Here is a 13,135-nt window from a genome sequence, read left to right as displayed (position 1 = left end):
TTATAATTGCTGAAGAAAAGTATTACGGCCGTTGGCATGCAGTCGTACGAAATAAAAAAGGTGGAGAAGTCTCCACCTTTTTTGCCCCAAATCTTACCATGAACTTAACCTACTTATGCTATGGCAATAACTAAGGTAAGCCTATGTTGTGCCAATGGGTACAAAAAGACGGTAAAAAGTCATTTTCATCGACAAAAAGCAAGAATCTTCCGTCAAATGGTAATTTCAGAGTACGCTCTTTGGTTTTTTCCCTCGTAAAAGTTGACAAAGGCGCGGTTTACAACCTTGTTGCCCCCGGCCGTTGGATAGTTGCCCGTAAAATACCAGTCGCCCAAATTCTGCGGGCATGCCGCGTGAAGGTTTTCAATGGTCTGATAGATGATCTTGACCTCGGCCTTTACGTCTTCTGAACTGAGCATCTCGGCGATTTTATCTGAAATCTGGTCGGCGGTAAATGGCTTATAAAAATCCTGTACGTAATTGATAGGGGCTTTTTCCTTCGACTCAATTTGGTCTTTGCACTTATAGTAGATTTCGTCGACAAGGTGCATGCAGCCCTGTTCTTTGTGAAGGGCCAAAGCGGCCTTGAAGGCAACAAAATCTTCCAGTTTGGCCATATCGATTCCATAACAGTCGGGATACCTGATCTGGGGCGCCGAAGAAACCACTACTATCTTCTTCGGGTTTAAACGATCCAGCATTCTGAGAATACTTTTTTTCAAGGTAGTGCCCCGTACAATGCTATCGTCAATAATGACTAGGTTATCCGTTTCTTTGACAGAGCCGTAGGTAACATCGTATACGTGGGCCACCAGATCATCCCTGCTGCTGTCTTGGGTAATAAAAGTTCGCAGTTTGGCATCTTTAATGGCAACTTTCTCAATACGTGGCCTAATATCAAGAATCTCGTGGAGCTGTTCTTTTGTGATGCCCGGGCCCAAGGCCAAAATTTGGTCTTCCTTTTTCTTGTTCAAATAGTTTTGGGCTTCTTTCACCATACCAAAAAACGACGTTTCGGCCGTGTTGGGGATGTATGAGAACACGGTATTCAACAGGTCGCCATCGACGGCCTGCAATATTTGTGGAAACACCAACTGCCCCAATCTTTTTCGTTCTTCATAGATTTCTTTGTCACTGCCCCTCGAAAAATAGATCCGTTCGAACGAACATGCCCTTTTCTCGACCGGTTCTATGATTTCTTTGACCGACACACCGCCATCTTTTTTGATGATGATGGCATGTCCTGGGTCTAGTTCTTTTACGCCCTCGTAGGGAACATTGAAAACTGTCTGTATGGCCGGTCTTTCTGAGGCAACCACCACGATCTCATCGTCTTGGTAGTGGTAGGCAGGTCTGATGCCGGCCGGATCTCTCAACACAAAGGCATCGCCATGGCCCAAAAGACCGGCCATGGTATAGCCGCCATCCCAATTTTTCGATGATTTTCGCAAAACCTTGGCCACGTTCAGCCGCTCGGCGATCAAGGGCGAGGCCTCACGTTTGTTAAAACCTTCTTTCTTGATTTGTTTGTACAATTTGGCCACTGCATCATCCAAGAAGTGACCAATTTTTTCCATTACGGTCACCGTATCGGCCATTTCTTTTGGGTGTTGCCCCAATTCGACTAGATTTCCGAAGAGCTCATCTACATTGGTCATATTAAAGTTGCCCGCCACGATGAGGTTTCGGTGCATCCAATTGTTCTGTCTCAAGAACGGGTGCACACTTTCAATGCTGTTCTTGCCAAAGGTGCCATAGCGAACATGGCCCAACAATAGTTCGCCGATATAGGGAATGTTCTTTTTTTGCCAGGCCACATCATCAGCGTGATCGGGGTTCTCGCTTATTGCGGTATTGATACGGGCATTGATCTGGTCAAAAATATCTTGAATGGGCTGCTGCTGTGCCGAACGCACCCTGCTCATATACCTCTCACCTGGGTCCATGTTCAATTTGATGCTGGCAAACCCTGCGCCGTCTTGCCCACGGTTGTGCTGTTTTTCCATCATCAAATACATCTTGTTGACACCGTAAAAGGCAGACCCGTATTTTTCTTGATAATATTCTAGGGGCTTTAGCAGGCGTATCAATGAAATTCCGCATTCGTGCTTAATGGCATCGCTCATATCATTAAAATAAAAATACCCTGTGTCTACAGGGCATGGGGTTGTTCTAACTCAATATTGAACTGTGTCAATTCTTTAAACTGCAACAGTCTATGATTGACTTCGTCTTTTTTCAGTTGCTGCATTCGTTCTGTGCCGAATTTTTCAACACAGAAAGAGGCAAGGTTTGAGCCGTGTATCACCGCGTTCTTCATATTTTCAAAGGTGGTGTTTCTCGTTTCTGCCAGGTGCCCGACAAAACCACCGGCAAAAGTGTCGCCCGCCCCTGTTGGATCGAACACTTCTTCGAGCGGCAGGGCAGGGGCAAAAAATATTTGTTCTTTATGAAACAATAGGGCGCCATGCTCACCTTTTTTGATGACCACATATTTGGGGCCCATTTCTTGAATCTTGGCCGCAGCACGCACCAACGAATGCTCTTTGGTCATCTGCCGGGCCTCTTCATCGTTGATGGTGATGACGTCGATTCTTCCAATGACCTGCATCAGCTCATCCCAAGTATTGTCCATCCAAAAGTTCATGGTATCGAGAACGATAAGTTTTGGCCGTTCTGTCATTTGGTCGATGACGCTCATCTGTATGCTTGGGTGAAGGTTGCCGAGCATTACCACATCGGCATCCTTGAAATTGTCGGGCACCACCGGTTTGAAATCGGCCAGGGTGTTCAATTCGGTCACCAGTGTATCTCGGGTGTTCAGGTCGTTTTGGTATTTGCCTTTCCAAAAGAACGTTTTCCCTCCTTGTACGATTTCGACCCCTGACAGGTCAATGTTTCGGTCTTTCAACAGGTCGAGATACGATTCGGGAAAATCGTCTCCGACTACCGATACAATGGCAGAGGCTATTTCGAACTGAGCAGCGGCCAAGCCTATAAAGGTTGCGGCGCCCCCCAAAATTTTATCGGTTTTTCCAAAAGGCGTTTCAATGGCATCAAAGGCCAAGGTGCCTACAATCAAGAGTTTGCCCATCAAGCAAATTTTGGTGCAAAGATACAATTATTTCCGGCCAAAATCTGCTGGAATTTCACCCCAGGCAGCGGTTTCCCATTTGACGATCGGGGTGTTGTATCGGTTGGTCTTCAGCCATTCTTCGGCGCGGGCAATCAACTCAAATACTTTTTGGTTCTTTTTCGAGGGCTTCAACTTGGTGCCACACTTTTTTTTACGCACCCAGCCAATGGCAATTCTCGAATCGGAATAAATAATGCGGTCGCTTTTCTGGTTTTTTAGGAATGCAAGACCATGTACAATGGCCAAAAATTCACCAATGTTGTTGGTTCCCTCCCTGAAAGGACCCTGTTTGAACAATACCTTCTTTGTTTTGGTGTCCACGCCTTGATACTCCATAACACCTGGATTGCCACTTGAGGCGGCATCAACGGCGATGGAGTGGTAGTTGGGCTCCCCTATTTTCAAGAGCTCTTCTTGTGAGAGCTTGGGTTTCCCTTTTTTCTTTCCCTTATATTCAAGATAGTTGCTGTTATAGGCCTTTTTTGCTTCCTGAAAGGTTGCAAAAGACTTGTACTGCGCCCCTTTGATGCCAGCTATCTGTGCCTTGCAATCATCCCATGACTCATAAATGCCAGGATGCTTTCCTTTCCAGACCACATAAAACTTCTTCTTAGCCATTGTTTCGCAATAGTTTTTCGATGACTCTCGGATAGTGTTCGTATTCTAGGGCATGAACCTTCTCGGCAATGGCCTCTACCGAATCGTGCTGGTCGATTGCTGTTTTTGCCTGATGGATGATGGCCCCTTCATCATACTGTTCGTTGACATAGTGAATGGTGATGCCCGTTTCTCTTTCGCCATTTTTCTTAACGGCCTCGTGCACCTTGTTGCCATACATGCCCTTGCCCCCATATTTGGGAAGCAATGCCGGGTGTATGTTGATGATCCTATCTGGGAAGGCCTCTATGAAACCTGCCGGGATTTTCCATAAAAATCCTGCCAATACGATCAAATCCGGATTTTCTGACCGTACCATATTTAGCACGGCCCCGGCCCGAAAGGCATGTCTGTTGAAGTAAAGGGCCGGTATGCCCAAACGGTCGCACCGTTGCAGCACTGCTGCTTCAGATTTGTTTGTCAAGACACACGAGACCCTTGCCAATGGGCCCGATTCGAAATATTTGATGATGTTCTCGGCATTGGTGCCAGAACCAGAGGCAAAAACAACCAGTTTCTTCATTACCTGAACAGAAAATTATGGGCAACATCCTATGGGCGGTAAAGGTAAGGTCAAAGAATTTAACCCCGTAATATACAGTACATTTTATCGACAAATAGTGTATTTAAACCAAAGTTTACTATTTTTGCCAACGATTAAATTTAAAAACCGATATAACTATGTCAGACATTGCATCAAGAGTTAAGGCCATTATCGTTGATAAACTCGGTGTTGACGAAAACGAAGTAGTACCAGAAGCAAGCTTCACCAACGATTTGGGTGCAGATTCTTTGGACACTGTTGAACTTATTATGGAGTTTGAGAAAGAATTCGATATTCAAATTCCTGATGACCAGGCCGAGAACATTGCCACGGTTGGTCAAGCCATTAGCTATATAGAAGAAGCAAAGTAATCTTATGATATATTCCTAAGATTTTTAGATTATCCATGTGGTGATTGAACCACATGGATAATTTTTTTTAATTTCAGGCTGAATAGAGGTCAAAAATCAGTTCAATGCAGTTAAAGCGAGTTGTAGTTACCGGTTTGGGGGCCTTGACCCCGATTGGCAACAATGTTGAAGCCTATTGGGACGGATTGAAGAATGGAAAAAGTGGCTCTGCCCCCATTACATATTTTGACACTGAAAAGTTCAAGACCAAGTTTGCATGCGAGTTGAAAGGGTATAACCCAGAAGACCATTTCGACCGTAAGGAAGCACGCAAACTCGACCGTTTTGCCCAATATGCCCTAGTGTCTACCGAAGAGGCAATCAAAGATTCAGGCTTGGATCTTGATAAAGTCGACAAATTCAAAGTAGGGGTTGTTTGGGGCGCCGGTATCGGAGGGCTTGAGACGTTTCAGAACGAAATGATTAACTACGCCGAAGGCGATGGCACACCACGTTTCAATCCATTTTTTATTCCAAAGATGATAGCAGATATTGCCCCTGGCAATATCTCGATCAAGTATGGCTTCATGGGGCCAAACTATACCACGGTATCGGCCTGTGCCTCATCTGCCAATGCGCTGATAGATGCCCTCAACTACATTCGGTTGGGCCATTGCGAAGTGGTGGTAACAGGCGGTAGTGAAGCTGCCGTGACCATTGCTGGCATGGGTGGTTTCAACGCCATGCACGCCCTATCGACAAGAAATGACAGTCCTGAAACGGCTTCAAGGCCCTTTGACGCGACAAGGGATGGTTTTGTACTGGGCGAAGGAGCTGGAGCCCTGATACTGGAAGAATACGAACATGCCAAGGCAAGGGGCGCCAAAATCTATGCCGAAGTGATCGGTGGCGGACTTTCAAGTGATGCCTATCACATGACGGCACCACACCCTGAAGGCATAGGAGTGGTCAAGGTGATGGAAAATTGTCTTGAAAATGCCGGCATCAAACCAGAAGAGGTCGATGCCATCAATACGCACGGCACATCGACACCGTTGGGTGATGTTGCCGAGCTGAAGGCCATATCAAAAGTCTTTGGCGACCACGCACATAAAATAAATATCAATTCGACCAAGTCTATGACGGGCCACCTCTTGGGTGCTGCGGGTGCTATAGAGGCCATTGCCTCCATTTTGGCAATGGAGCATAATTTGGTGCCACCGACTATAAACCACAGTGTGGTCGACGAAAACATAGACCCAAAGTTTAACTTGACTTTGAATAAGGCACAGGCCCGTGAGGTCAATGTCGCCATGAGCAATACATTTGGCTTTGGCGGCCACAATGCCTGCGTACTTTTTAGAAAAATCAGTTAAGAAAACGATGAAGTTTTCGACCAAAATATTCAATTCCCATTCGAAGGCGGATGGGGATTTTTTTTTGGAAATGAAAAAGATACTGGGCTTTAAGCCCAAGAATATCAATATTTACAAGAAAGCGTTCTTGCACCGGTCGCTTAACAAAAAAGACTTGAACGGCAATCCGTTGAATTATGAGCGCCTCGAGTTTTTGGGCGATGCCATGCTCGGCACAATTATTTCAAAACATCTTTACAACGAGGTGCCCGATGGCGATGAGGGCTATTTGACCAAAATGCGTTCGAAGATCGTAAGCAGAAAGCACCTCAACGAGCTTGGAAGAGATCTGAAGCTACTGAATCTTGTTGAAAGCCGCATACCAAAATCCCACTTTGGCGAGAACATACATGGCAATGTCTTCGAGGCGGTGATAGGGGCCATTTATTTAGATAGGGGCTACCATTATTGTGAAAAGTTCATCAACCAGCGGGTCATAGAGCCCTACGTTGATATTGAGCAACTTGAGGGCAAGGTGATCAGTTACAAAAGTTTGGTGATCGAGTGGTGCCAGAAACAGAAAAAGAACTTTCATTACGATGTGTACGAAGATACCGGAAATGACGAACTGAAGCATTTTGCGGTAAAGCTTTCCATCGAAGACAGGATAGCTGCAAAGGCTAGGGCCACATCAAAGAAAAAGGCAGAGGAGAAAGCATCAAAAAGGGCTTATTTTGCCCTTCAGAACAAGATTGAGGCGACCCAGTCATAGAATAATGGCAGCGCAAACGTTTTCGTAATCAATGGGCTCTCCAAACATGGTCTTGAAGCGGTTAAGTTGTGCCAAATAGCCGTATATTTACCGTTCGCTAGAATTTAATGTTGACGACACATAAGATATCGGCGGATCAGTTCTATGATTCATTCGAGTTGATCGCAGTGCACAGCAGCTTGGATGATTATGCGATGGCCTACGTCTTGAACAAACATTTAGGGCTTCGGCTGAAGCGCAACAAAAGCGACCACCAAATAGGGCAGGGGGCTACCTATCCGGTGTTTGGGTTTTTTGACGAGGTGAGCGATTTTGAATATACCTTGTTCAGAAACAAGTGCATGGTGGTGGGCGACGATTCTGCCGAGGGTCTTTTCAAGTTCAACGCCCCTGTTCAAAAACATTATTTGGTCCAAGAAAAGAAAGAAGTTGATTACTTGTTGAAAATAAATGCTGATGGTGATGTAGCGGTCGATCAAATCATAAGAGAAATAAATGCCATCCCCAATATCATCACAGCGTACCGATTGAATGTTGATCTATTAAAATCGAAAGCAAACCTAATTTTTTGAGAATGCCAACTAAAAAAAAGACCAAGATTGTTGCAACTTTAGGGCCGGCCACGAGCAAACGTGAAACGCTTAAAAGTATGGTAGAGGCGGGAGTCGATGTATTTCGTATAAATTTCTCCCATGCCAATTATGATGATGTGGTCGAAAGAATCAATATGATTCGTGACCTCAATGAAGAGATGGGGACCAATACGGCAATTTTGGCCGATTTGCAAGGTCCGAAGCTGCGTGTGGGGGTAATGGGCGGCGAGGTCGTCGTGGCCCCGGGCGACGAAATTTTGTTTGTAACGGGCGAACCTTTTGAGGGCAATGCCGAAAGGGTCTACATGAACTACAAAGATTTTCCGAAGGATGTAAAACCCGGTGAACGGATACTTCTTGATGATGGAAAATTGATTTTTGAGGTGTTGTCGTCCAATGGAAAGGATGAGGTGCGCGCCAAGGTCATACAAGGCGGCCCGCTCAAATCAAAAAAGGGGGTCAATCTTCCGAATACCAACATTTCGCTGCCAGCACTGACTGAAAAAGACATAAAAGATGCTGTTTTTGCCATCAAACAAGAAGTAGACTGGATCGCCCTTTCTTTTGTTCGACACAGTCAAGACCTCATCGACCTTCAAAATCTGATAAAGGAAAACTCTGAACACAAGATACCCATCATCGCCAAAATAGAGAAACCAGAGGCCGTTGAGAACATCGACAAAATTGTGGCCTATTGTGATGGGCTTATGGTCGCCCGTGGCGATCTTGGGGTAGAGGTGCCCGCACAAGAAGTGCCCCTCATTCAAAAGCAGTTGGTATTGCGTGCCAAAAAGGCCCGAATACCGGTCATTATCGCCACCCAGATGATGGAAACCATGATTACCAGTTTGACCCCGACAAGGGCCGAGGTGAACGACGTGGCCAACTCAGTAATGGACGGTGCCGATGCCGTGATGTTGTCAGGTGAGACATCGGTTGGCAATTACCCCGTGCAGGTAATCGAAAAAATGACAAGCATCCTACAAAGTGTTGAAAGCTCAAGTCTGATAACCGTTCCACAGAACCCGCCCCATATACGCACAAACCGTTATATTACCAAATCGGTCTGTTATCATGCTGCATTAATGGCCAATGAAATACAGGCAAAGGCCATTTCTACCCTAACAAACAGTGGTTATACGGCTTTTCAGATTTCGGCATGGCGGCCTAGTGCCCACATACTGGTCTTTACATCCAACAAGCGCATACTCACACAATTGAACCTTTTATGGGGCGTTAAGGCTTTTTATTACGACAAATTTGTTTCTACCGACGAAACCATTGAAGACGTGAATGCCATCGCATGCAAGAAAGGCTTTCTTGAAGTAGGCGATATGTTGATCAGCTTGGCGGCCATGCCCATAAAAGCTAAGGGAATGGTGAACACCCTACGTGTTACAGAGATTGAAAGCTGTAGTTTCTGAGGACAATTTTAATTTTTTCTGGGAAAGGGCCATGCCAGCAAGGGTTTTCAAATGGCTAGTGCAGATTGTTCGAAAAGCCACCTTCTGGATTGGGTTTTTTTTCTGCCAATTGCACTCCGCTGAACAAGTCAGCGGCCATGTTCTTTGCCAAATAGATGGGCCAATCGCTTTGGTGAAGATAACTTTCTGACATGGCACTCTCGTAGAGAAGGTAGAGGCCGCCAGAAATTTTCTCGACCTCCGCTTTCGAGATATTGACAAAATTGCGGCGCACCAATTCTTCCAAAAACACCAAGAGGTCTTTCTTTTGCTGACGGATGACCTCGGCTATGTTTTGACTTTCCGGCCTAAGTTCACCATAAATTCGTGAGGCCCAACAACCATAAAAAGCATCACCGCGATAGGCATCAATTACATAATCAAAAATGGCCATCAACGCAGGTTTGCCAACATAACGTTTTCTGCATACGATTTCAATGCCGAAATAAAGCTACGGTGCCTGTGTTCGAGATAGGCGATACAAATGGCATCCTTCGACTCAAAATGATTGTAAAGTGTAGCCTTGGCTATATCGGCGTGCTTGATGATTTCGTTGATTCCTGTGTTGTGATATCCGTTCCTATAAAAGAGAGAACCAGCCGTTTTAAGAATGTGAAGTGCAACATCAGGGGTAGACATGCCCTCTAAGTTAAGAAAGACCGGTTTGTCTACAAGTTATTTTTCGTTAAAATTCAAATTTCAATTGAACCGAAACCGAATTTTCTTTGGTCTCGTTTTTTTTGTGCCCAGTGTTCAAATTTGCCAGGGAAATGCCCAATAGACGAACCGAATTTTGTAATGGGGCTTGGGATAACAGTTCTTTGGCCGTTTCAAGAATCAGGGCTTTGTCTGAAATAAAATAGGGCAGTGTCTTACTGCGGGTCTGTAAAGTAAAATCACTGTATTTAATTTTTAGGGTGATGGTTTTTCCGGCGATTTTTGATTTTTTCAGTCGGCGCTCCAGTTCGTTGGCAATATTTTCAAGACGTTCCAACATTAAGATTTCGCTGCTCAGATTTTCACTGAAGGTACGCTCGGCCCCTACAGATTTTGGGGTGCGGTGCGGTTTTACGGTACTGTGGTGTATGCCGCGCACCACATGATAATAGTACGTTCCGCTTTTACCAAAATTGGCTTCCAAAAATTCAGCTGTTTTGGCCTTGAGGTCTTTGCCGGTGAAAATGCCGAGGCGGTACATCTTTTCGGCAGTGACCTTGCCCACACCGTAAAATTTTCGAATGTCGAGATCTTCCAAGAATTCGACCACCTCTTCCGGATTTACGGTTTTCTGCCCGTTGGGCTTATGGTAATCGCTGGCCACTTTGGCGATGAACTTATTGATCGATATTCCTGCAGAGGCGGTCAATCCGGTGCGTTCGAAGATTTTTTCGCGGATTTCCTTGGCAATCAAGGTGGCCGACGGGTTTCCTTTTTTGTTTTCCGTGACATCCAAATAAGCCTCATCCAGTGAAAGTGGCTCGACAAGATCGGTATATTCAAAAAAAATGCTGCGTATCTGTTGCGAAACTTCCTTGTATCGGTCAAATCGGGGTTTTACAAATATCAGGTCAGGGCAATTGCGTTTGGCCAAATAACCCGCCATGGCACTGCGTACACCAAATTTACGGGCCTCGTAGCTTGCGGCAGAGACCACTCCCCGTTTAGAGCCCCCGCCCACGGCGATAGGCTTTCCCTTCAGCTCCGGATTGTCATGCTGCTCCACTGAAGCATAAAAGGCATCCATATCGACATGGATAATCTTTCGAAGCGGGAAATCAAACTCCATATCCAAAATTAGGTTATATTTATTTTGATGGAACACCTTGAAATCGAACGTAAATTTTTGGTGACCTCTGATGCTTACAAAAAAGAGGCCCAAACACAGACCAGAATTGTGCAGGGCTTCTTGAATACACACCCCGATCGAACAGTACGTGTAAGGGTCAGGGACGGTAAAGGATTCTTGGCCGTAAAAGGTGCCAGTAACCAATCGGGAACCACACGTTTTGAATGGGAAACCGAGATATCGGCTTCAGAGGCGGCCAATCTTATAGACCTTTGCGAGGGTCATATTTTAGAAAAGATACGGTATGCAGTGCCTTGTGGGCACCATGTTTTCGAGGTTGATGAATTTTTGGCCGAAAACAAAGGGCTCGTTATTGCCGAGGTTGAACTGGCCCATGAAGACGAGGTGTTCGAAAAACCCAGCTGGCTCGGAAAAGAAGTCACCGGGGCGATACAATATTACAATTCACAACTGACCCAAAACCCTTATTCGCAATGGAAAGATTGACATATGTACTTGCAATGGCCTTATTGCTGACAATTTCATGCAAACAGCAGAAAACAGCAGAAATACCGCCTACGGAAGTGGCTTCTGGAAAAGCCGAAAAGTCCATATTGGAGCTGAAGGAACAACTGACCTCTGAGGGGTACCAACTATTTGATTATATCGATGAAGAAACCAAAGACACCATTCTGATGCAACAATATTTCATGGCCTTTCTAAAGAGCGGTCCCGTACGTTCACAAAGCAAAGCAGAGGCCGATAGTCTTCAGCGCCTTCATCTTGCCCATTTGAAACGGATGTACGATGAAGGTTTCGCCGATATTTCAGGACCCTTTGGTGATGAAGGGGAGGTGCGCGGTATCACTATTTACAATGTGCCCACCTTACAAATGGCCGATAGCCTCGCAAACTTGGATCCAGCGGTTCAGGCAGGCCGATTGGCCATTGAGGTCAGGCCTTGGTGGGCGGCCAAGGGGTATCCGCTCCGTTGATATCAAAACGGGGCGGGGCCGTCATTTGGCCAAAATACCCTCACTTTCCAATATGGGAAGTGGGGCAGCGTTCTTTTCGGCAATGGTATAGGGTTCGAAAATAAATCTTCGTTCGTAGAGCTTCTTGTCTGCAAAAAAGGTGACAAAAAACTCGTTTTCAATGGCAACCAGCTCTTCGGTGATGAGCTCTATCTTTTGATATGATTCCCCATCGAGCCATTCGAGGCTTCTCCTCAGGGTAGAGGTCTTGGTGTCGTTTTTGTACCCTTTTGAAACGATGATAATTCCCTCAATGGGGGTCAGGCGGTTGTTGATCAGGTATACATACCAATCCTTGGAGAGGAAATTTTCATCCCACTCGTTCACCGCCGCAACATATACATTCTCTGCAATGGGTATTTCAATATCTTTTCTCATGTGACAACTGAAAATACCTTTGGTGTAACCTATAGGGCACTCTTGAATTGCTCTAGAAACCGCACATCATTTTCGCTCAACAGACGAATGTCGGGTATTTGGTACAACAATAGGGCAATGCGGTCAATGCCCATGCCAAAGGCAAAGCCAGAATAGACTTCTGGGTCAATACCGCAGTTCTGAAGCACATTGGGGTCAACCATACCACACCCCATAATCTCTAGCCAGCCCGTACCCTTGGTCATGCGGTAATCGGTCTCGGTCTCTAACCCCCAGTAAACATCTACCTCTGCACTGGGCTCCGTAAACGGGAAATAAGAGGGGCGAAGACGTATTTTTGACTTCCCGAACATTTCTGAGGTAAAATATTGCAGCGTTTGTTTCAGGTCTGCAAATGAAACGTTTTTGTCTACATAGAGGCCTTCCACTTGATGAAAAAAGCAATGTGAACGCGCCGATATGGCCTCATTTCGGTAAACGCGGCCCGGAGAAATCGTTCGAATCGGGGGTTTGTGGTTTTCCATATACCGCACCTGTACCGATGAAGTATGGGTGCGCAACAAGATATCAGGGTCGGTTTGAATGAAAAAAGTATCCTGCATATCGCGGGCAGGGTGGTACTCGGGCAGGTTCAATGCCGTGAAATTATGCCAGTCATCCTCTATTTCGGGCCCTTCTGACACATTGAAGCCAATTCTCGAAAAAACATCGATAATCTGGTTTTTTACTATTGAAATAGGGTGCCGGGCACCAATTTCAATGGGTTCGCCGGGCCGGGTAAGGTCACCATACTTACCGGCCTTTTCTCTTGAATCGCTTAAAGAGCTCTTTAGTGCATTGACCTTTTCAGTGGCCGCGTTTTTCAACTGGTTGATTGCTTGACCAAATTCTTTTTTCTGATCATTGGGCACATTTCTGAACTCGGCAAAGAATGCGTTCAACAGCCCTTTTTTGCCCAGATATTGAATTCTGAAAGCTTCGATCTCATCTTTTGATGTAGCATCGAAGCTTTCAACTTTTTTCAAATGTTCTTTTATGGTATTGATCATCACCTGAAGGCCTTAATA

The 13,135-nt window shown here is 45.5% G+C and carries 16 protein-coding genes; 7 read left to right on the top strand and 9 right to left on the bottom strand.

Translation table 11 applies throughout. The annotated features are described in order from the left end of the window. Positions 1 to 212 precede the first annotated feature (212 nt). The 4 genes from VC82_RS06200 to purN are packed head-to-tail and all read right to left on the bottom strand — an operon-like array spanning position 213 to position 4,316. Positions 213 to 2,126 (bottom strand): amidophosphoribosyltransferase, encoded by a 1,914-nt coding sequence (locus VC82_RS06200; protein WP_045801601.1) that lies wholly within the window; start codon positions 2,124 to 2,126, stop codon positions 213 to 215. A 26-nt stretch (positions 2,127 to 2,152) separates the two neighbouring features. Next, positions 2,153 to 3,094, bottom strand: a complete 942-nt coding sequence (locus VC82_RS06195; protein ID WP_045801600.1) for a PfkB family carbohydrate kinase — start codon at positions 3,092 to 3,094, stop codon at positions 2,153 to 2,155. A 27-nt stretch (positions 3,095 to 3,121) separates the two neighbouring features. After that, on the bottom strand, positions 3,122 to 3,754 hold the full coding sequence (locus tag VC82_RS06190; RefSeq protein WP_045801599.1) for a ribonuclease H1 domain-containing protein: 633 nt from the start codon (positions 3,752 to 3,754) through the stop codon (positions 3,122 to 3,124). Then, positions 3,747 to 4,316, bottom strand: a complete 570-nt coding sequence (gene purN, locus VC82_RS06185) for a phosphoribosylglycinamide formyltransferase (RefSeq protein ID WP_045801598.1) — start codon at positions 4,314 to 4,316, stop codon at positions 3,747 to 3,749. The genes VC82_RS06190 and purN overlap by 8 nt, the downstream gene beginning before the upstream one ends. 158 nt (positions 4,317 to 4,474) lie before the next feature. On the opposite strand from purN, the gene VC82_RS06180 reads away from it, so the two are divergent. From VC82_RS06180 to pyk, 5 genes are all read left to right on the top strand, one after another. After that, the gene (locus VC82_RS06180; protein ID WP_010519573.1) at positions 4,475 to 4,708 is read left to right on the top strand and encodes an acyl carrier protein; all 234 of its coding nucleotides are present in this window, start codon (positions 4,475 to 4,477) and stop codon (positions 4,706 to 4,708) included. A gap of 104 nt (positions 4,709 to 4,812) precedes the next feature. Then, positions 4,813 to 6,063 (top strand): beta-ketoacyl-ACP synthase II, encoded by a 1,251-nt coding sequence (gene fabF / locus VC82_RS06175; RefSeq protein ID WP_045801597.1) that lies wholly within the window; start codon positions 4,813 to 4,815, stop codon positions 6,061 to 6,063. Between the two features lie 7 nt (positions 6,064 to 6,070). Further along, positions 6,071 to 6,814, top strand: coding sequence for a ribonuclease III (rnc, locus tag VC82_RS06170; protein ID WP_045801596.1), 744 nt, complete (start codon positions 6,071 to 6,073; stop codon positions 6,812 to 6,814). A 107-nt stretch (positions 6,815 to 6,921) separates the two neighbouring features. Then, positions 6,922 to 7,386 (top strand): IPExxxVDY family protein, encoded by a 465-nt coding sequence (locus tag VC82_RS06165; protein WP_045801595.1) that lies wholly within the window; start codon positions 6,922 to 6,924, stop codon positions 7,384 to 7,386. A gap of 2 nt (positions 7,387 to 7,388) precedes the next feature. Next, complete coding sequence (gene pyk, locus VC82_RS06160) at positions 7,389 to 8,831, top strand: pyruvate kinase (RefSeq protein ID WP_045801594.1); 1,443 nt, start codon at positions 7,389 to 7,391, stop codon at positions 8,829 to 8,831. A gap of 55 nt (positions 8,832 to 8,886) precedes the next feature. Here pyk and VC82_RS15735 read toward each other — a convergent pair whose 3' ends face one another. The 3 genes from VC82_RS15735 to dinB are packed head-to-tail and all read right to left on the bottom strand — an operon-like array spanning position 8,887 to position 10,656. Further along, the gene (locus tag VC82_RS15735; RefSeq protein ID WP_084598173.1) at positions 8,887 to 9,264 is read right to left on the bottom strand and encodes a hypothetical protein; all 378 of its coding nucleotides are present in this window, start codon (positions 9,262 to 9,264) and stop codon (positions 8,887 to 8,889) included. Beyond that, positions 9,264 to 9,509, bottom strand: coding sequence for a TetR/AcrR family transcriptional regulator (locus VC82_RS15890; RefSeq protein ID WP_084598172.1), 246 nt, complete (start codon positions 9,507 to 9,509; stop codon positions 9,264 to 9,266). Before VC82_RS15890 ends, VC82_RS15735 begins: the two co-directional genes overlap by 1 nt. Before the next feature lie 46 nt (positions 9,510 to 9,555). Further along, positions 9,556 to 10,656 (bottom strand): DNA polymerase IV, encoded by a 1,101-nt coding sequence (gene dinB, locus VC82_RS06150; protein ID WP_045801593.1) that lies wholly within the window; start codon positions 10,654 to 10,656, stop codon positions 9,556 to 9,558. 27 nt (positions 10,657 to 10,683) lie between these two features. Here dinB and VC82_RS06145 point away from each other — a divergent pair, with 27 nt between their 5' ends. Both VC82_RS06145 and VC82_RS06140 read left to right on the top strand, forming a co-directional pair. After that, the gene (locus VC82_RS06145) at positions 10,684 to 11,163 is read left to right on the top strand and encodes a CYTH domain-containing protein (protein ID WP_045801592.1); all 480 of its coding nucleotides are present in this window, start codon (positions 10,684 to 10,686) and stop codon (positions 11,161 to 11,163) included. Beyond that, positions 11,151 to 11,651: a YciI family protein gene (locus VC82_RS06140; protein ID WP_045801591.1), complete on the top strand. Its 501-nt coding sequence runs from the start codon at positions 11,151 to 11,153 to the stop codon at positions 11,649 to 11,651. Before VC82_RS06145 ends, VC82_RS06140 begins: the two co-directional genes overlap by 13 nt. A gap of 21 nt (positions 11,652 to 11,672) precedes the next feature. On the opposite strand, the gene VC82_RS06135 is transcribed toward VC82_RS06140, so the two are convergent. Together VC82_RS06135 and VC82_RS06130 are read right to left on the bottom strand one after the other, a co-directional pair. Next, positions 11,673 to 12,068, bottom strand: coding sequence for a hypothetical protein (locus VC82_RS06135; RefSeq protein ID WP_045801590.1), 396 nt, complete (start codon positions 12,066 to 12,068; stop codon positions 11,673 to 11,675). Positions 12,069 to 12,097: 29 nt separating this feature from the next. After that, positions 12,098 to 13,117, bottom strand: coding sequence for a phenylalanine--tRNA ligase subunit alpha (locus tag VC82_RS06130; protein WP_045801589.1), 1,020 nt, complete (start codon positions 13,115 to 13,117; stop codon positions 12,098 to 12,100). Between the last annotated feature and the right edge of the window lie 18 nt (positions 13,118 to 13,135).

It is taken from the genome of Flagellimonas lutaonensis (assembly GCF_000963865.1).
Lineage (GTDB): Bacteria > Bacteroidota > Bacteroidia > Flavobacteriales > Flavobacteriaceae > Flagellimonas_A > Flagellimonas_A lutaonensis.
This window is presented reverse-complemented; position numbering and strand designations above follow the sequence as displayed.

Bases quoted from the DNA above. Each gene is read 5' to 3' on its own strand.
- VC82_RS06135 (WP_045801590.1), bottom strand. From the start codon at position 12,068: ATGAGAAAAGATATTGAAATACCCATTGCAGAGAATGTATATGTTGCG.
- VC82_RS06145 (WP_045801592.1), top strand. From the start codon at position 10,684: ATGGAACACCTTGAAATCGAACGTAAATTTTTGGTGACCTCTGATGCT.
- VC82_RS06165 (WP_045801595.1), top strand. From the start codon at position 6,922: ATGTTGACGACACATAAGATATCGGCGGATCAGTTCTATGATTCATTC.
- VC82_RS06195 (WP_045801600.1), bottom strand. From the start codon at position 3,094: ATGGGCAAACTCTTGATTGTAGGCACCTTGGCCTTTGATGCCATTGAA.
- VC82_RS15735 (WP_084598173.1), bottom strand. From the start codon at position 9,264: ATGGCCATTTTTGATTATGTAATTGATGCCTATCGCGGTGATGCTTTT.
- dinB (WP_045801593.1), bottom strand. From the start codon at position 10,656: ATGGAGTTTGATTTCCCGCTTCGAAAGATTATCCATGTCGATATGGAT.
- purN (WP_045801598.1), bottom strand. From the start codon at position 4,316: ATGAAGAAACTGGTTGTTTTTGCCTCTGGTTCTGGCACCAATGCCGAG.
- rnc (WP_045801596.1), top strand. From the start codon at position 6,071: ATGAAGTTTTCGACCAAAATATTCAATTCCCATTCGAAGGCGGATGGG.
- VC82_RS06190 (WP_045801599.1), bottom strand. From the start codon at position 3,754: ATGGCTAAGAAGAAGTTTTATGTGGTCTGGAAAGGAAAGCATCCTGGC.
- fabF (WP_045801597.1), top strand. From the start codon at position 4,813: ATGCAGTTAAAGCGAGTTGTAGTTACCGGTTTGGGGGCCTTGACCCCG.
- VC82_RS06130 (WP_045801589.1), bottom strand. From the start codon at position 13,117: ATGATCAATACCATAAAAGAACATTTGAAAAAAGTTGAAAGCTTCGAT.
- pyk (WP_045801594.1), top strand. From the start codon at position 7,389: ATGCCAACTAAAAAAAAGACCAAGATTGTTGCAACTTTAGGGCCGGCC.
- VC82_RS06180 (WP_010519573.1), top strand. From the start codon at position 4,475: ATGTCAGACATTGCATCAAGAGTTAAGGCCATTATCGTTGATAAACTC.
- VC82_RS15890 (WP_084598172.1), bottom strand. From the start codon at position 9,509: ATGTCTACCCCTGATGTTGCACTTCACATTCTTAAAACGGCTGGTTCT.
- VC82_RS06200 (WP_045801601.1), bottom strand. From the start codon at position 2,126: ATGAGCGATGCCATTAAGCACGAATGCGGAATTTCATTGATACGCCTG.
- VC82_RS06140 (WP_045801591.1), top strand. From the start codon at position 11,151: ATGGAAAGATTGACATATGTACTTGCAATGGCCTTATTGCTGACAATT.